A 15,593-nucleotide genomic window follows, 5' to 3' on the forward strand; every position below is an offset into this window, starting at 1 on the left:
GTCGGTCGCTGTCGATCGGTCGATGAAGGGAGGGATTCCGTCCGCGCAGATCCCAGGAAGACCAGAATGGAGTGAATAAATGTGTGACTACAGCCTGCATGCCGTCCGATCGCGTCCCGCAAGGGTGGGGGATATGCTGGTAACAGGTGAATTCCCCAATGCCGTGACGCGCGGTTTCTCTGCGGTCGGAGAGCCGGGAATCGCTGTGTGCCTCTTGCCCGGTACCGAGCTTGCCTTCGGCGAGGACGCCGTGTGCGATCATCCATTCGCGAAACTCTTCCCAACAATGCGATTCGGCAGCATTGGGGCGCGGCTTGCGCGTTTCCGGCACATTAATCAAGGATTGACCGATACGCACCACGATGCCCTGGAGTTTGCAAACGGCGAAGTCGTGCTTCTCACAAAGCTGCGTCCCGGTCAGACAGCAACGGTGCTACAGCTACCTGCACAGTACAATGCCGACGGACAGCTCCCAGGCGCCAGATCGCTCAATGCGCCCATCGATGGGAGCGGTTGATTCACGAGTGGCTTGCCGGGCCGCAGTTACAGCAGCAGACCCGCCTTCGCCGTTGGGCTCCGGCCCGGCAAAGTTCACTCGCGTCGCTAGTGAGGGCTGGTGGGCCCGGCAGGACTCGAACCTGCAACCAGACCGTTATGAGCGGGAGGATATCCGCCAGATTCGTTGATCTTTCGGTTTCGGTCGATTTTCGGCTCGGTTCATTGCGCTTTGTCGAGGCCGTTTCTGGTGCGAAACTGGTGCGGTAACGCGGAGGGGCTGCACGGCCATCGTCTTGCGTCATTTGTCATTTGACTCGCGAGATGTCAGGCGTTCATCGTTAAGTTGCTTTTGAGGTTCTCGAGCCCGTGGGGGATCCGCCCGGCACTTGTCGAAAACGGATACAGAATGGCGGTGGCTCGATTTCGGGAGTTGCCAACTTACCGAGGCCGGATCGCGAACCAGCTTCCGCCGTTCGTGCACTCCTAACGATAGTGCTGTTATCACTCGCGAGCGCGCTAAGTACCGACTGTAGTTCTGGTTTTCCCAAAAGCTGGAGCACTAGAATGATTCCTCCACGCACATGTCAGCCGGAATACGATTCGATCGCGAATAGATCACGCATGGGCATAGCCGGCCTGGCCGCACTCGCTCTTGGGGCGCTCCCGTCGATCGCGTTCGGCGCCGAAAAGCCGGCGCTGAGTCCGGACGCAGCAACGCCCCTCGTAACGACTTCGCGCATCTCTGCGACGGTCGAGTTCGGCCTGCCGGCTCTCGCTGCGGCGATCGAGCGGGATATTCCAAAGCGGCTTGCCACCATCGACGAGCGTGTCAACTGCGTTCATCGTCGTGTTTTCATCTTCCGCGTTAACGCCAATTGCGACGTCTGGGGTTTCGTCGACCGGACCAGCCCGGTCTCGCTGTATGGCCGGGGCGACCGCGTCTTCGGAGCGGTCTCAATATATGGCGCCGCCGAGGGCCAGGGAGCCAATCGTTTCACGGCGCGTATTCGCGGCGACACCGAGGCGCGCGCGACGATCGAGGTTGAAGCGCGCCCCGAGCTGCGGCGGGATGGGTCGCTCCAGCTAAACATCAGCGACTCCTTCCACTGGAGCGAACATCCCTACCTTCACGTGCTCGGCCGCGAGTTTGACCTTGCACCCTATGTCGAGCCCAACATCCGGACGCAGCTAGGCCGCATCCGGTCGCGGGCGCTGGCGGCGGCGCGCGCACTCGACCTGCACGGCAAGGCCGAGACGGCGTGGCGTCATGCATTTGAGCCCATCAAACTCGCGGAGGATCCGCCGGTCTGGCTGCAACTGACCCCGCAGAGTGCGGCTTTTGCGGGTGTCCGCGCCAATGCCAAGGTATTGTGGGGATCGCTTGAACTTACTGGCTCCGCCGAAACCGTGATCGGGCAGCAGCCGCCGGCTGTCGCGGCGACGGCCCTGCCGCCGCTCGGCACCGCGGTGGCCGAGCCGGGCACCTTCGATGTCATTCTTCCCGTCCGCATCAACTACGACGCGCTCAAGGACAAGATAAGCCAGGCGATCGCAGCCGTGCCGGCGCAGGACACGTCCGTGCGCGAGGTTCAGGTTTATCCATCGTCGGGTAAACTCGTGATCGGCTTGCGCATCGCAAAGAGCTCGGACACCGATTCCAACGCAGGCCAATGGACCTATCTCTCCACCACGCCAAAGGTCGATAGTAACAATAAGACCGTCGGCCTCTCCGAAATCGATCTGACAACTCCATCAGACGACAGCCAGGTTGGATCTGCCGTGCAACAGCTCGCGGCGCAATTGAAGAATGTCGCTAATCTCGACTACGGCATCTCCTACCAGAACCTGCTCATGGCAGCGAACGAACGCCTGACGCGCCCGCTGAAGGACGGCTTTCGCATGGAGGGCCATCTCGACTCGGCAAGGCTCGAAAAAGTGCAATTGCTGCGCGAAGGCATCCTGATTGCCCTTCATGCCAGCGGCGGTCTGAAGATACTTTACGAACTGTGAGCACGTGAGCTGGATCATGCGATGCTTCACCGCCAACTACAGGCGCCGCTGCCAAGGCAAATGGATGCTGAATGCGCTCGTCGCGGCCGCGGCCGTCGTTGCCTTGGCGCAAATAGCGTCGGCCCAGACGGCATTCTATGATGCGCCGGAATCGTTGCTTGCCGGTGCCCCGGGCAGCTTGGTGCGGCAGGAGCCGATGGACGGCGCTCCGCTCGGCGCCTCCACCTACCGCGTGCTCTATCGGTCGACGGGGCTGAATGGTCGGCCGATCTTTGTGTCCGGCGTCGTCATTGTTCCGCAAGGCGCGCCCCCGCCCGGCGGTCGTCCGATCGTTGCCTGGGCACATCCTACATCGGGCATCGTCCCGCGCTGCGCGCCGTCGCTCGCCATTTTTCTGTTTCAGCAGATCCAGGGCCTTCGCTCGATGATCTCCCGTGGCTTCGTCGTGGCGGCGACCGATTATCCGGGGCTCGGCACGCCGGGCCCGCATCCTTATCTCGTAGGTGAGAGCGAAGGTCGCGCCGTGATCGATATCGTGCGCGCGGCACGCTCCCTTCCCCGCGCAGGCGAGGGCAAGGACTTCACGGTGTGGGGACATTCGCAAGGCGGGCAAGCCGCGCTCTTTGCCGGGATGATGGCGAACGCCTACGCCCCTGAGCTGAGGCTTCTCGGCGTCGCCGCGGCGGCGCCGGCGACAGATCTTGCGAAGCTGATGAGTGACGATATCAACTCGATCGGCGGCGGCAAGAACATCACGGCGATGACGCTATGGTCGTGGCACCGGGTCTACGGAGCCGCCATCGACAAGGTCGTCGATCCGCGCGCCATGCCCGCGATCGACAGGCTGGCTCAAGAATGCATCGAAGGGCCTTTCGACCTGATCGTCAGGCAGAGAACAGGGAGGCCGCTCGAGCAATATTTTTTGACGGTGCAAGATCCGACCAAGGCCGAACCTTGGCGCTCGCTTCTCGAACAGAACAGCACCGGCATGCTCTCCCCTGAGATCCCCATCTTTCTGGCGCAGGGGACCAACGACCAGATCATCCAGCCCGCGGTTACCCAGACCTACATGGACAAGCTGTGCAAGGCCGGCAGCAAGGTGAGGATGATCACGCTGCCCGGTATCGGCCACGCACGCGCCGCGCAAGCTAGCACGATGGCGGCGGTGAACTGGATGACTGACCGCTTTGCCGGGAAAACACCTCCGGACGATTGCGTCAGATAGGCCACCTTCGCTTCGCGATGTCCTCGGCGTCCTCGGCTAGCGCCTCCGTCGCGGTCTGCTGGGCCTCGATCCGTGTTTTTAGGGCCAACACGTCCTTCAGCTTCGCGCGGCGGTGCTTGCCCACATATCGAAATGGCAGATCGCCAATGTCCATGCGATGCACGACGAGAGGTCCGGAGATTCCAAGGATATCTGCCGCGTCGTTCGGACTGAGTTCCTGGTCCTCGGCAAGAACAGCGACTCGCTCCCCCTGGAGGAGATGACCGAGTGCAGTCTCAAGCAGCGCCGCAGCCTTTGGCGCCAGCCTGACGACCTGATCCTCGCCCGACTTGCGGCGGACGATCTGGGCAGGTTTCGGGCGGCCGGCTTGGACTCCATCTGCATGGCGCAGCCAATTCGCGTTTCTTCGGCGTGTCGTCGTACGACAGGTGCATTACCCTGCTTCTGCCGCGAATCGGGTGGTGGTGCTATCCACCGCATTCCGATCCTTGAGTACCGGTCCAGCGCATGAGCGAATATCAGTACTACGAATTTCAGGCTATCGATCGGCCTCTCGACCGCGCGGCGCAGGACGCGTTGCGATCGATCTCATCACGGGCGCGGATCACGGCGACGAGCTTCATCAACCACTACCAATGGGGCGATCTCAAAGGCGACCCGCGCAAGTTCATGGAACGCTGGTTCGACCTCCACCTCTATCTGGCGAATTGGGGCACGCGGCGGCTGATGCTGCGGGTGCCCGCGCGATTCGTGAACCGCAAGGACATCAATCGCTTTCTTGGTGAGATCGATTGGGTCGACGTGCGGGTCTCCGGCGATAACTTGATCATCGACATTCAACGTCATGAAGAGGGGGGCTATCACGACTGGAATGATGGCTCCGGTCGGCTTGCCGCGCTCGCGCCGTTGCGAGAAGACGTGCTGTCGGGAGATCTCAGACTGTTCTATCTCCTCTGGCTGACGGCGGTGCAGGACGAGCTGATCCCTGAGGATGAAATCGAGCCGCTGCCGGGTATAGCGCCGCTGACCGGCGGGCTCGAAGCCTTTGTCGATTTCTTTGGCATAGATCCAGACCTCGTGGAGGCGGCTGCCGAGTTGGGCGCAGATCGTACGGCAGTGTCTAAGGACGAACTGCGAAAGGCGCTTGCGGCCATTCCTGAGCGCGAGAAGGTCGAGTTGCTGCTGCGCGTTGTTGACGGCGACCCCTACGCAGGTGCCGAGCTCAGGAACAGACTTCGCAGGAAAAGCCCGGCACCTGCGACACACCGGACAGCCGGTGCACTGCGAGTACGGGCGCAGGAGATCAGGGAAGAGCGTGAGCGTGCCGAAGCTGAACGCCGTGAAGCGGAGCGGCGCCGCCGGGCAGCGGAGGCCGAAAAAGCGCGCCGGGTGCGGCTGAAGGCTCTCAAGCAACGTGGTGCCAGCGTCTGGCGCGAGATTGAGGACGGGATCGAACGCCGCAACCCGGCGGGCTATGACCAGGCGATAAGCCTTCTCTCCGATCTTCAGGTGTTGGCTGCAGACGAGGGAAGCCAAGATGATTTCGATAGTCGCGTCGGCTCGATCCGAGCGCGCCATGAGAGGAAAGGAAAGTTCATTGAGCGGCTAAACAAGCTTGGATGCGACAGTGACGAGGGAACGGCCTGAATGCTGGCGCGGGGCGTGATGATACACTCCTGCTGCTGATTGGCCCCGACGTGTCAATCTCTCGGCGTCGCTCGAAGAATCGCTGGGGTTGTTTTCGATAGACCGTTATGAGCGGAGGATCATGATCGGGTTTGTTGATTTCGCTGCGCTTTCGGTTCAGATCGATCGCATTCGTTGCAAATTGGCAAGGTCGTTTCTGGTGCGAAACTGATGCGGTTGTCCGCTCGATTGTTATTGCGAGTATGGACATTATATGGTACATGAACATTATATGGGGCGGGAATGCCAGGTAGCGGTCCGCACAAGATTCCCGTCGTGTTTTATCGGACGCCGGGCGGGGCCGAGGTCGTGCGGAACTGGCTGCGGAGCCTGCACGACGCCGATCGCCAAGCCATAGGCCTCGACCTCATGCGCGTCCAATATCGCTGGCCGGTTGGCATGCCGCTCTGCCGCGCGCTGGGCGACGGCTTGTGGGAGGTGCGCACGTCGTTGCCGAGCGGCCGGATCGCTCGCGTCCTGTTCAGCGTGCAGCAGGACCGCATTCTGATCCTTCACGGGTTCATCAAGAAGACCCAGAAGACACCGCCGGACGACCTAGCCCTTGCGCGCCGCAGGAACCGCGAATTTTGAAGAATGAGGAGATCGACATGGCCAGGAAGAAGGATGCAGCCAGAAAAAAGAAAGTGATCCGTTCCACTGCCAAGCTCACCACGCTCGATGACTTCCTCGGCGAAGAAGGCACGCGCGACGAGTTCGAGGCCATCGCCGTCAAGGAAGTCCTCGCGTGGCAGATCGAGCAGGCGATGAAGGAGAAGAACATATCCCGCAACAACCTGGCCCAGCGCATGAAGACCTCGCGCAGCCAGATTGGGCGCCTGCTCGACCCAAAGGACGGCAATGTCACGCTAGCCACGCTTCAGCGCGCCGCGCGCATGGTCGGGCGGTCGCTCCGGCTAGAACTGGTTTAAGAGCTATCGGACACATCGCCTATCGCGATCAGCCGAGGCCCACCAAGCGGGGCGTCTCCCCTGCTAATCGCTATCAGCTTGCCGGATTGCGCGCCGTGACGATCCACGTCGCGCTGTCGATCATCACCGACCGCTCGCCGGGGCGGCCCGCGAAGGCGGCACGAACCGCGGCCGAGGCGCGGGCGCGGATGTCGTCGGGCTGATCAGCGAGCGCGCGCGACAGCGGGCCGACCTCGAACGTCATCTTCACCGCGTCGTCGATCGCCGCGTCCCGCGTCGCGCCCTCGCCAAACGGGACGGAAGCATCGAAGGGCGCGATAGCGATATCGGTGAAGCCGGCCGCCGTCAGGATGCGAGCCACCCGCCCCCGGTCGCCGAACGAGAATGGGCCAGGCGCTTCGGGATCGGGCGGCGCCGTCGGCGGGACGATGCCTTTGATTGCGCCCATCGGCAGGCGCACCCAATCGTTCTCGGCCGCGCCACGCCAGCAGACGAAAGCGACCCGCCCGCCCGGCTGGAGCGCGCGGCGCATATGGGCGAACGCCCCTGTCGGATCGTCGAAGAACATCACCCCGAAACGCGAGAACAGGATGTCGAACGCCCCCTCGGGCAGCTCGGCGCTGCTGGCGTCGGCCACCCGGAACAGGGCCGGCGTATCCTGTGGCGCAAGCGCGCGCGCTCGGGCGATCAGCGGTTCGGATATGTCCACGCCCAGCACTTGGCCCCCCGCGCCGACGCGGGCGGCCAGAGCCAGACTCGACGCGCCCGCGCCGCAGCCGACGTCCAGCACGCGCTCGCCCGCCGCGGGCGCGGCGGCTTCGATCGCGGCCTGGCCGAACACCGCCAGCCTGGCGTCGAGCCGGGCCTGGTGGGCGACCCAGCGCTCCCCGCTTTGGCCATTCCAGTCGGCGACCCGATCGGCATTGTGCTGTGTCATGACATATCCTTGTTCTGATGCGTTCTTAACCAAGCTATCCGATGCCAAAGCGCGCATCGTCTCCAGCGATCCCGCCTCCAGCTACCCGGTGATAGCTCGCGGCAAGGAAGCCGGTGCTGGTTTATCAGAAGGCCCCGCAGGCGGCAGCGGCGGAATAGTCAGAGCCAGCGGCGAACCTCGGCCTTGTAGCGGCGGTAGTCGTCGCCGAACTTCGCTTCGAGATAGCGCTCCTCGCGGGCGATCACCTGCGTCTGGATCGCGATCAGCACCAACGGGAGCAAGGCGAAGGCGATCGGCCCGTCGAAGCCGATCGCAAGGCCGGCATAGATAAGCGCCATGCCGAGATACATGGGATTGCGGGTCCACCGATAAGGGCCGGTCGTTGCAATGAGGGTCGTTGGCTGCGACGGCGGAACGTTGGTGCCCAGCCGCCGGAACAGCCCCGCCGCCGCAAGCATCATCGCCGCGCCGGCAACGATCAGCAGCGCGCCTGTCGCGACCAGCAACCGCCAGTCGATGCCGAAAGAGCGCAGGGTGACGAACCGCTCCGCCGCCAGCCCCAACAGCAGCGCTCCCAGATAGACGAAGGGCGGCGGGAAGCGCACACCCGCGCTGTCCGGTTCGACGGCCATGCTCATCTGAATCGATGCTCTCAAACCAGCATCGACTGCTGGGCGAAGATACCCGCCATCGCGCCCTGCGATGATGCCAGGGTGACCGATGGCGGCGTAAGAGGGTTGGCGAGGTCGCCGGCGGCGTAGATGCCGGGCATGCTGGTTTGGCGGCGCTCGTCGACCTTGAGGATGATGCCGAGGGGCGTATCGACCGTGGCGAGGCCCAGTGATTCATGCAGGCTTGCGGACGGCTTGTTGCGCGGATGCGCGAACAGGATGTCGACCGCGACATTGGGGCCGGTATCGAGCTTGACGGTGGCGCTATGGTCCCCGTGATGGGTGATCTCAGTGATCCGGCCATCGACGACAGGTGTGTTGCGGCGCGTCAGATCGGCCCGGATATCGGGTGGAATGTCATGACCATCGGCGAAGACCGTCAACCTGTCGGTCCAATCGTGGAACAGCCTGACCTGATTGTGCGACTGCGGGCCGGACCAGACGAGGCCCCAATGCTGGCCGGCGACTTCAAAGCCGTCGCAATAGGGGCAGGGCACGATGGACGTGCCCCAGCCTTCGGCAAAGCCCGGAATATCAGGCATCTGGTCGGCGACGCCATAGCTCAGGATCAGGCGACGCGCCCCAAGGCTTGCGCCATCGGAAGTGAGGACGGTGAAATCGTCGATGGCGCCGGAGACGCTGTCGGCCCGGGCATTGACCAGCTTGATCGTGGGATAACGCGCCAGCTGCTGCCGCGCCTCGGCCAGGATGGCCAGCGGTGGCTTGTGATCGTGGCCGAGCAGGCCGTGCGAGTGGCCGGCGAAGCGGTTGCGCGGCAGCCCGGTGTCGAGAACGGTGACCTTGCGGCGGGCACGGCCGAGCTGCAGGGCGCCGGCGAGACCGGCAAAGCTGCCGCCGATAATGATGACGTCATCCATGGTTATGGGCTCCGTTTGGAGGACAGTTGAAACCTACCCATTGGCTTGCACATTTCAGACACTGCATGGTATCGTAATTCAAGAATTAGAATACTGTCAAGTACTGGAATTGCGGCGACCGAAAACAGACAGGGACGGGCCCGCCGACGCCGGCGGGCTCGGGAGAAGGCACAATCGTCAAACTGGCGAAGTTTGCCGTGTTTGCCCGACGGCGTAAGCCGGACTTCGCAAAGCTGACGAGCGATTGAAAAGAAACGCGCGCGGAGTCATGCGCCAAATCAAGATCCCGGCCGCGCGTACAGGCCAAGAGCCAGCAGGGAAAACGCGCTCATCACGATGCCCAGCGCCAACATCGCTTCATGTGACACTGCGGCAGCAAGCCATACGCCGATCGCGGCGATCATCATCTGCAAGAAACCCAGCAGCGCCGAGGCGGCGCCGGCCTTCTCCCCGAATGGAGAAAGCGCCCGCGCAGTGGCCAGTGGAATGACAACACCCATCCCGAGAAGAACAACGCACATCGCGGCCAGAAAAGGCAGGAAAGTCGGGCTTATTATCGCGATGAGCAGGATCGCAAGGTTGCTGGCGGCCGCCGCGCACAAACCGGCCCGGATCGGGCCATCGAGCCCGTAGCGTGGTGCCAATCTTGATGCAAGCATACCCGCGGCGGATACGATGAAGACGGTGCCGGCGAAAAAGAGGCCTAGCTGGATCGGCGTGAAGTGCAGCGCTTCGATGAATAGGCGCGGTGCCGCCGAAAACAATGAGAACATGCCCCCTATGCAGAGGCTCGAGGTGGTCGCGGGGATCGCGAAGCGACGGTCGCCAATCAAGCCGGCATAGGTCCTGCCGATGGCAACTGGGTTGAGCGGCGTGCGGGTCGAATTGTGGGTTTCGCCGAGAACGATGCCGTAGGCAACGGCGCTGACGGCAGCAAAGGCCGCGACCAGCGCGAATTGGGCGCGCCAGCCCAGGCTGTGGTCGAGTGCGCCGCCAAGCAGTGGCGAGAACCCGGCAGCAGCGGACATCACCATCATGATGAGCGCCATCGCGCGTGCCAGCGCTGGGCCGCTAAACAAGTCGCGGGCGATGGCGCGAGACAGCACTGCCGTCGCGCAAGCACCTGTTGCCTGCACGACGCGGCCGACAAGGAGATTAGGCAGGTCGGTCGCCAGACCGCACCAGGCGCTGCCCGCGAAGAACACGGCAAATCCGATCAGGACCGGCCAACGTCTTCCGTAGCGATCCGAAAGCGGTCCGACCAGGAGCTGGCCCAAGCCGAATACCGCAAGAAAAACGGTGATGGCGGACGTGACCGCCGCAGTCGTGACATTCAATGAGATCGCAATGTGCGGCAGAGACGGCAGCAGGATGTTGGTCGCCAGCGTTCCCATCGCGGTTAGGACGGAAAGGACGGCGATGGGCAGGGCGCTGGAGGCGGGAATGCGCAGGGGATTGACCAGGTCAGCCATCGGAGCTTTCCGGTATGAGGGATAGGTACGTTAAGGCGGCGAGTGACGCGGTGCGCGTCGCGGTGGCTTGTGATCGTGGCCGAGCAGCCCATGCGAATGGCCGGCGAAGCGGTTGCGCGGCAGGCCGGCATCGAGAACGGTGACCTTGCGGCGGGCACGGCCGAGCTGCAGGGCGCCGGCGAGACCGGCAAAGCTGCCGCCGATGATGACGTCGTCCATGGTGATGGGCTCCGTGTTGTGGATGGGCTGGGCCTGGCTTGCACATTTTGGACACTGTATGGTATCGTAATTCAATAATTAGGATACTGTCAAGGACTGGAATTGTCGTGACCGAAATTAGCCAGGGCCGGCGCGGCCGGCCCGCCAACCAGGCGCTTGGCCAAACGATCGTCGACGCCGCGCGCGAACTCTTTGTGGAGTTGGGTTTTCAAGCGACGACATTGGACAAGGTCGCCCAGCGGGCGAAGATATCCAAGCTCAGCATCTATCGGCACTTCGAGAACAAGGAGGCGCTGTTCAGCGCGGCCATCGCGGCCGGCTGCCATCAGTTGTTTGCACCACAGGCCCTTCTTGAAGGCGTCGACGGTTCGGCCGAAGATCAGCTCATGGCGGTGGGATCATCACTGCTTCGCACGCTGTTGAGATCAGACGTCCGCAGTGTCGAAGCCATGGTAATGGCCGACAAGACGAATCAAAACTCGTTAAGCAAGCTCCATTACGAAGCCGGCCCCGCCCATGTCATCGCCCAAATTGAGGCCCTGTTGCGTCAGTTGCACGCGAAGGCGGTTCTGAACGTGCCCGATCCTCTCCGGTCCGCCCGCTTGTTTGCCGCGCTTTTCAAAGGATCCGATCTCCTGATTATCGCACGCTTCGATCAGGCGAGAGCAGAGGACGACAAAGAAATCGAATCCTATTGCCGGTCGGCCGTCGCCATGTTCATCGCCGCGCACGGTGGCAACGACCACGGGGGCGGATATTTGCCGGCCCCAAGGTCAAAAAACAAAATTTGAATCGTGCGTGACCGATGTTGTCAAAATAACCGAGACCGGTTTGAAAATCATGGAGGCTGAAGAGCTTTCGATTGGCGACAAGATCGCGGAAAAAATACGCTTGTTGAACTATCGGTTGCGATACCAGTCCGCACGATGACCCTCGGCAGCGCATTTCCCCGAATCCAGTCCGCCTTCGCCCTGCGGGCTTCGGCTTGACAGCCTTCGTTCGCTTCGCTGGGAGTTCGTGGCACGGGCTTGCCCAGCCGGAGCTCGCGAAGCGACGTTAGGATCGAAAAAGACCCCCTCGGCTCTTTCGCGCTCAGCTCAACCCAATTACGTCGAATGACGCTACTTCGTATTGGAAACCTTTGTCTTACGCACGACTTCGAGAAACGCGCGGATGATCCGGCTGGTTTCGCGTTTCCGCAAAATCACAACATGCGCATAGGTGAAGATTCCCGCATTACTGATTGGGATGAGGCGCAGAGAAGAGTCTGGAACGAACTCGGCTTCGGAGACGTAGCTTATGCCCAACCCGCGAATGACGGCTTCGCGGATCGCCTCGCGGCTTCCGATCTCCATGACGATGCGCGGCTTGATCTTTGCCTTAGCGAGCGCTTGCTCGAACGCGCGTCGCGTCGTAGAGCCGGTCTCACGGATAATTAGTGGTTCGCCTTCGAGTTCGGAGATCTTGACGCTCTTCTGCTTCGCCAGCGGATGATCGGTGCGCACAAAGACGCCGACTGGATGGCGTCTATATGGAAGAGTGAGAAGACGATCGTCCTCATCAATGTGCGCTAGCACCGCGATGTCGCTCTTGTAGTCAAGAAGATCATCGAGGACCTCGTGCGAGTTGCCGAGCTTCACGGCGAGTTCGATCCCCGGATAGGCGCGATTGAAGGCCGCAAGCATCTCGGTGACGTGATAGGGGCCGACCGCGCCAATCGAAAGCCGACCGGTCTTGAGCTCGCGCGACTGCTCCAGGAATGCGACCGCTTCTTCTTCCTCGGCAAACAGGCGCGACGTAATCGCCAGTAGTTGCCGTCCCGTGTCGGTCAACTCGCGGCGGCGGCCCTTCTTGATGAAGAGCTCGACGCCGTACTCCTCCTCCAGCGCGCCGACCTGGGCCGTCAGCGTCGGCTGCGTGATGTGAACTGCATCCGACGCGGCATTGAAGCCGCCTGCAGTCGCCACAGCATGGAAGGAGCGAATCTGGGTATATCGCATAGAACAAATCTATCTATTTCTCTGAAAAAATCAATTTGTCGATGTAACAGCGTTCAGCAATGGTCCGGACCACAACGAGCGCTCACGAGAAGCGCGGAAGCAGCAGCGCTTCAGGCGCGATCAAGGGTGGAACGTTATGCGGTGGGCCTACTGGAATCCCGTAAAAGTTCGCTTCGGCGCAGGGACATTCGATGAAGTCGGAGGTCTGATCGGCAAGCGCCGCTATGCCCTCGTGACCTATAATCAACCGATTTTCAACGACCTGGCGGCGCGCCTTACAAAGGTCGCGGGCGAGCCGGTTGCCGTCATCGACAATATCGAGACCAACCCGGACTGCGCCGATCTGGTGAATTCCTGCCGTGTCTTCGGCGCTGCAACGCAAGCGCCTGAAGTCATCGTTGCCCTCGGTGGAGGCTCGATGATGGATGCGGCCAAGGTGCTGGCTGGAAGCAAGGGCGACTTCGAGAATGTCCGCCGCCATCTTACCGAGAAGGCCCCGCTGGACACGTCGGCGATCGTGCCGATCATTGCGGTGCCGACTACTTCCGGAACAGGCAGCGAAGTCACCCATTGGGCAACCGTGTGGGATTCGGCCAACGGCAGCAAGTATTCGCTGGCGCATCCGTTGCTCTATCCCGAAGCCGCCGTGCTCGATCCGCAGCTTATCCTTGGGGCGCCGCGAGGGCTGACCCTGGCGACCGGTCTCGACTCCCTGTCACATGCGCTCGAGAGCATCTGGAACGTCAACGCCAACTCGGTCTCGGCCGGCTTCGCGGTCGAGGCCGCGCGCGAGATCATCGAAACGCTGCCGCGCCTGCTCGACAATCTCGGCGATATCGATCTGCGCACCCGTCAGGCGCGCGGCAGCCTGCTCGCCGGCTTCGCTTTCTCGCAGACCAAGACGGCTTTGGCCCACAACATCTCCTACGACATTACGCTGAAGATCGGACTGATCCACGGCATCGCCTGTTCGTTCTCGCTGCCGATCGTGATGGGGTGGGCAATAGGCAATAGCCCCGACTGCGACGCCGCACTGCGCCGCATCTTTGGCCCGGACCTCAGCGAAGGTGTCCGCAAGCTGCGGTCTTTCCTCGAGGGGATCGGCGTCAAGACTGATCCTGCCACCTACGGCGTTTCGCCGGCGGAATGGACACGCCTGGTCGAGAAGGCGCTGGAAGGCGAGCGCGGCAGGAATTTCATTGGAAGGCAGACGGTCAAGGCAGCGTAGTGAAACAGACCTAGAGGCGAACACGCCCATCACAAACCACCGGCAATGGTCAAAAAGACCAACGGAATCACAGGAGGAAAACATGAACATCACGCGTCGGAAAATGCTCGTCGGGTCCGTTGCTGTGGCCGGCGCCTTGGTCGCCATGCCGAATGTGTTGCGTGCAGAGGGTGTGATCCGCGTCGGTCTCATTCCATCAGAAGATTCTCGCGCGATGCTGGCGTCGAGCCAGCAGCTGCTCGATGCGCTCGAAAAGAATCTCGGCATGAAGGTGCAGGGGTTCGTTGCCGCCGACTACAACGGCGTCATCGAGGCGATGCGCGCCGGTCACATCGAGGTAGCCTATCTCGGACCGTTCTCCTATGTGCTCGGCGCCTCCGTGGCCAACATCGAGGCGTTTGCTACCGCCGAGACACAAAAGTCCGGACGTACTTTCTATCACAGCCAGATCATCACACGGAAAGACAGTGGCATCAAGGACATCAACGATCTGAAGGGCAGGACCTTCGCGTTCGTCGATCCGTCTTCGACTTCCGGCCATCTCTTCCCCAAGGCCGGCCTGCTCAAGCTCGGAATCGACCCGGAGAAGTTCTTCGGCCGCGTTCTTTTCACCGGCTCGCACGATGCCAACGCACTGGCGGTCGCCAACAAGCGTGTCGACGCGGCCACCATCGCTGACCGCATCTTCGACGCCGCAGTGCAGAAGAATCTCGTCAAGCGCGAGGACATCCACGTCGTGTGGAGTTCTGACCCGATCCCGGAATCGCCGACGGTGTGGCGCAAGAATCTGACACCGGAACTGAAGGCAAAGATCAAGACCGCGTTCTTGAACATCAAGGACATCACCTGGGCCGACCAGGGCAAGCTCAACCGCTTCGTCGAAACCAACGATGCAGCCTACGATGTGATTCGGGATACCGCAAAGGCGCTCAATCTCGATCTGAAAAAGATGAAATGAGCCCGCTGCGCTGACCCGCCGTAACCAACCCTCCGGCATAGGATTGCTCAGATGATCAAGATCGCAGGTTTGAAGAAATCTTACGGCGGGAAGCCGGTGCTCCAGGGCATCGACCTCGAAGTCAAGTCAGGCGAATTCCTCGTCGTGCTGGGGCCGAGCGGCGCCGGAAAATCCACCATGCTCCGTTGCATCAACGGCCTCACGCCGCCGGACGCCGGCCAGATCGTCATCGACGGCACGATCTTCGACTCCAAACGCGCGGCCGGCGGACGCTTGCGCCCGGTCGCGATGATCTTCCAGCACCACAACCTGGTAAAGCGACTCACCGTACTCAAGAACATCCTGGTCGGTCGCATGGCCGGGATGTCGTCGATCCTCTCGGCGCTTCAAATCTTCCCGACGAAGGACGTCGAGATCGCAATGGAATGTCTTCAGCGCGTCGAGCTGACACACAAGGCAATGGCGCGCGCCGACCAGCTCTCCGGCGGCGAGCAGCAGCGCATCGGCATTGCCCGTGCGCTGGCCCAACGCCCGGCGGTCATCCTGTGCGACGAGCCGGTGGCCAGCCTCGACCCGAAAACCTCGCGTGTCGTGCTCGGCTATCTCAAGACGATCTGCAAGGAAGAAGGCATCGCCGTCATCTGCAATCTGCATCAGGTCGACTACGCAGTCGAATTTGGCGAGCGCATCGTTGGTCTCTCGGGCGGCAAAGTGGTGTTCGACGATACGCCGGACCACCTCACTGTCGACGTCGTGCACCAGATCTATCCGGGATTGGAAGATCCGGGCGTCGCCCGCGTGTTGCGGCCGAATGCCGGCCCACGCCTGGTGTCGAATTCGCTCGATCCCATCGCCCTTGCGGCATCCGCCTGAGCAGGAGAC

General features: G+C 62.0%; 16 protein-coding genes and 1 pseudogene. 10 read left to right on the top strand and 7 right to left on the bottom strand.

All coding sequences use genetic code 11. The features are described 5' to 3' along the window. Nucleotides 1-79 precede the first annotated feature (79 nt). The 3 genes from V1292_RS14435 (at nucleotide 80) to V1292_RS14445 (ending at nucleotide 3,733) form a co-directional block, all read left to right on the top strand. Nucleotides 80-517 carry a hypothetical protein gene (locus tag V1292_RS14435; RefSeq protein WP_334373370.1) on the top strand — a complete coding sequence of 146 codons (438 nt, stop codon included), beginning with the start codon at nucleotides 80-82 and terminating at the stop codon, nucleotides 515-517. Nucleotides 518-1,119: 602 nt separating this feature from the next. After that, nucleotides 1,120-2,508 (top strand): DUF4403 family protein, encoded by a 1,389-nt coding sequence (locus V1292_RS14440; protein WP_334373371.1) that lies wholly within the window; start codon nucleotides 1,120-1,122, stop codon nucleotides 2,506-2,508. Nucleotides 2,509-2,524: 16 nt separating this feature from the next. Beyond that, nucleotides 2,525-3,733 (top strand): alpha/beta fold hydrolase, encoded by a 1,209-nt coding sequence (locus V1292_RS14445; RefSeq protein WP_334373372.1) that lies wholly within the window; start codon nucleotides 2,525-2,527, stop codon nucleotides 3,731-3,733. On the opposite strand, the gene V1292_RS14450 is transcribed toward V1292_RS14445, so the two are convergent. Further along, nucleotides 3,726-3,887 carry a hypothetical protein gene (locus tag V1292_RS14450; protein WP_334373373.1) on the bottom strand — a complete coding sequence of 54 codons (162 nt, stop codon included), beginning with the start codon at nucleotides 3,885-3,887 and terminating at the stop codon, nucleotides 3,726-3,728. The two genes, V1292_RS14445 and V1292_RS14450, sit on opposite strands and share 8 nt — an antisense overlap. Nucleotides 3,888-4,240: 353 nt before the next feature. Here V1292_RS14450 and V1292_RS14455 point away from each other — a divergent pair, with 353 nt between their 5' ends. The 3 genes from V1292_RS14455 (at nucleotide 4,241) to V1292_RS14465 (ending at nucleotide 6,348) form a co-directional block, all read left to right on the top strand. Then, nucleotides 4,241-5,380, top strand: coding sequence for a hypothetical protein (locus tag V1292_RS14455; RefSeq protein WP_334373374.1), 1,140 nt, complete (start codon nucleotides 4,241-4,243; stop codon nucleotides 5,378-5,380). A 282-nt stretch (nucleotides 5,381-5,662) separates the two neighbouring features. After that, nucleotides 5,663-6,010: a type II toxin-antitoxin system RelE/ParE family toxin gene (locus V1292_RS14460; protein WP_334373375.1), complete on the top strand. Its 348-nt coding sequence runs from the start codon at nucleotides 5,663-5,665 to the stop codon at nucleotides 6,008-6,010. Nucleotides 6,011-6,027: 17 nt separating this feature from the next. Beyond that, nucleotides 6,028-6,348, top strand: coding sequence for a helix-turn-helix domain-containing protein (locus V1292_RS14465; RefSeq protein WP_334373376.1), 321 nt, complete (start codon nucleotides 6,028-6,030; stop codon nucleotides 6,346-6,348). Nucleotides 6,349-6,421: 73 nt separating this feature from the next. Here the strand turns inward: V1292_RS14465 and V1292_RS14470 are convergent, their stop codons facing one another. From V1292_RS14470 to V1292_RS14490, 5 genes and pseudogenes are all read right to left on the bottom strand, one after another. Continuing rightward, nucleotides 6,422-7,285, bottom strand: a complete 864-nt coding sequence (locus V1292_RS14470; protein WP_334373377.1) for a class I SAM-dependent methyltransferase — start codon at nucleotides 7,283-7,285, stop codon at nucleotides 6,422-6,424. A gap of 158 nt (nucleotides 7,286-7,443) precedes the next feature. Then, complete coding sequence (locus V1292_RS14475; RefSeq protein ID WP_334373378.1) at nucleotides 7,444-7,917, bottom strand: methyltransferase family protein; 474 nt, start codon at nucleotides 7,915-7,917, stop codon at nucleotides 7,444-7,446. A 20-nt stretch (nucleotides 7,918-7,937) separates the two neighbouring features. Continuing rightward, nucleotides 7,938-8,834, bottom strand: coding sequence for an NAD(P)/FAD-dependent oxidoreductase (locus tag V1292_RS14480; RefSeq protein WP_334373379.1), 897 nt, complete (start codon nucleotides 8,832-8,834; stop codon nucleotides 7,938-7,940). Nucleotides 8,835-9,112: 278 nt separating this feature from the next. Beyond that, nucleotides 9,113-10,306 (bottom strand): multidrug effflux MFS transporter, encoded by a 1,194-nt coding sequence (locus V1292_RS14485; protein ID WP_334373381.1) that lies wholly within the window; start codon nucleotides 10,304-10,306, stop codon nucleotides 9,113-9,115. Nucleotides 10,307-10,366: 60 nt separating this feature from the next. Beyond that, nucleotides 10,367-10,525: pseudogene (locus tag V1292_RS14490) on the bottom strand (NAD(P)/FAD-dependent oxidoreductase); the annotation flags it as partial. Nucleotides 10,526-10,632: 107 nt separating this feature from the next. Between V1292_RS14490 and V1292_RS14495 the strand changes: the two are divergent. After that, the gene (locus V1292_RS14495) at nucleotides 10,633-11,316 is read left to right on the top strand and encodes a TetR/AcrR family transcriptional regulator (protein ID WP_334373382.1); all 684 of its coding nucleotides are present in this window, start codon (nucleotides 10,633-10,635) and stop codon (nucleotides 11,314-11,316) included. 330 nt (nucleotides 11,317-11,646) lie between these two features. On the opposite strand, the gene V1292_RS14500 is transcribed toward V1292_RS14495, so the two are convergent. Next, nucleotides 11,647-12,525: a LysR substrate-binding domain-containing protein gene (locus V1292_RS14500; protein ID WP_334367532.1), complete on the bottom strand. Its 879-nt coding sequence runs from the start codon at nucleotides 12,523-12,525 to the stop codon at nucleotides 11,647-11,649. A 136-nt stretch (nucleotides 12,526-12,661) separates the two neighbouring features. Between V1292_RS14500 and psrA the strand changes: the two genes are divergently transcribed. The 3 genes from psrA (at nucleotide 12,662) to phnC (ending at nucleotide 15,584) form a co-directional block, all read left to right on the top strand. Continuing rightward, nucleotides 12,662-13,753 (top strand): iron-containing alcohol dehydrogenase PsrA, encoded by a 1,092-nt coding sequence (gene psrA / locus V1292_RS14505; protein ID WP_334373384.1) that lies wholly within the window; start codon nucleotides 12,662-12,664, stop codon nucleotides 13,751-13,753. 82 nt (nucleotides 13,754-13,835) lie between these two features. Next, entirely contained in the window at nucleotides 13,836-14,711 is an 876-nt protein-coding gene (phnD, locus tag V1292_RS14510; protein WP_334373386.1) for a phosphonate ABC transporter substrate-binding protein, read from the top strand. A gap of 51 nt (nucleotides 14,712-14,762) precedes the next feature. Next, nucleotides 14,763-15,584: a phosphonate ABC transporter ATP-binding protein gene (gene phnC, locus V1292_RS14515; protein WP_334373387.1), complete on the top strand. Its 822-nt coding sequence runs from the start codon at nucleotides 14,763-14,765 to the stop codon at nucleotides 15,582-15,584. Nucleotides 15,585-15,593: the final 9 nt, after the last annotated feature.

Origin of the sequence: Bradyrhizobium sp. AZCC 1719, assembly GCF_036924525.1 — a bacterium.
GTDB lineage: Bacteria > Pseudomonadota > Alphaproteobacteria > Rhizobiales > Xanthobacteraceae > Bradyrhizobium.

Excerpts from the sequence above, each read along its gene's own strand:
- V1292_RS14435 (WP_334373370.1), top strand. The coding sequence starts at position 80 with ATGTGTGACTACAGCCTGCATGCCGTCCGATCGCGTCCCGCAAGGGTG.
- V1292_RS14440 (WP_334373371.1), top strand. The coding sequence starts at position 1,120 with ATGGGCATAGCCGGCCTGGCCGCACTCGCTCTTGGGGCGCTCCCGTCG.
- V1292_RS14445 (WP_334373372.1), top strand. The coding sequence starts at position 2,525 with ATGCGATGCTTCACCGCCAACTACAGGCGCCGCTGCCAAGGCAAATGG.
- V1292_RS14450 (WP_334373373.1), bottom strand. The coding sequence starts at position 3,887 with ATGGACATTGGCGATCTGCCATTTCGATATGTGGGCAAGCACCGCCGC.
- V1292_RS14455 (WP_334373374.1), top strand. The coding sequence starts at position 4,241 with ATGAGCGAATATCAGTACTACGAATTTCAGGCTATCGATCGGCCTCTC.
- V1292_RS14460 (WP_334373375.1), top strand. The coding sequence starts at position 5,663 with ATGCCAGGTAGCGGTCCGCACAAGATTCCCGTCGTGTTTTATCGGACG.
- V1292_RS14465 (WP_334373376.1), top strand. The coding sequence starts at position 6,028 with ATGGCCAGGAAGAAGGATGCAGCCAGAAAAAAGAAAGTGATCCGTTCC.
- V1292_RS14470 (WP_334373377.1), bottom strand. The coding sequence starts at position 7,285 with ATGACACAGCACAATGCCGATCGGGTCGCCGACTGGAATGGCCAAAGC.
- V1292_RS14475 (WP_334373378.1), bottom strand. The coding sequence starts at position 7,917 with ATGGCCGTCGAACCGGACAGCGCGGGTGTGCGCTTCCCGCCGCCCTTC.
- V1292_RS14480 (WP_334373379.1), bottom strand. The coding sequence starts at position 8,834 with ATGGATGACGTCATCATTATCGGCGGCAGCTTTGCCGGTCTCGCCGGC.
- V1292_RS14485 (WP_334373381.1), bottom strand. The coding sequence starts at position 10,306 with ATGGCTGACCTGGTCAATCCCCTGCGCATTCCCGCCTCCAGCGCCCTG.
- V1292_RS14500 (WP_334367532.1), bottom strand. The coding sequence starts at position 12,525 with ATGCGATATACCCAGATTCGCTCCTTCCATGCTGTGGCGACTGCAGGC.
- psrA (WP_334373384.1), top strand. The coding sequence starts at position 12,662 with ATGCGGTGGGCCTACTGGAATCCCGTAAAAGTTCGCTTCGGCGCAGGG.
- phnD (WP_334373386.1), top strand. The coding sequence starts at position 13,836 with ATGAACATCACGCGTCGGAAAATGCTCGTCGGGTCCGTTGCTGTGGCC.
- phnC (WP_334373387.1), top strand. The coding sequence starts at position 14,763 with ATGATCAAGATCGCAGGTTTGAAGAAATCTTACGGCGGGAAGCCGGTG.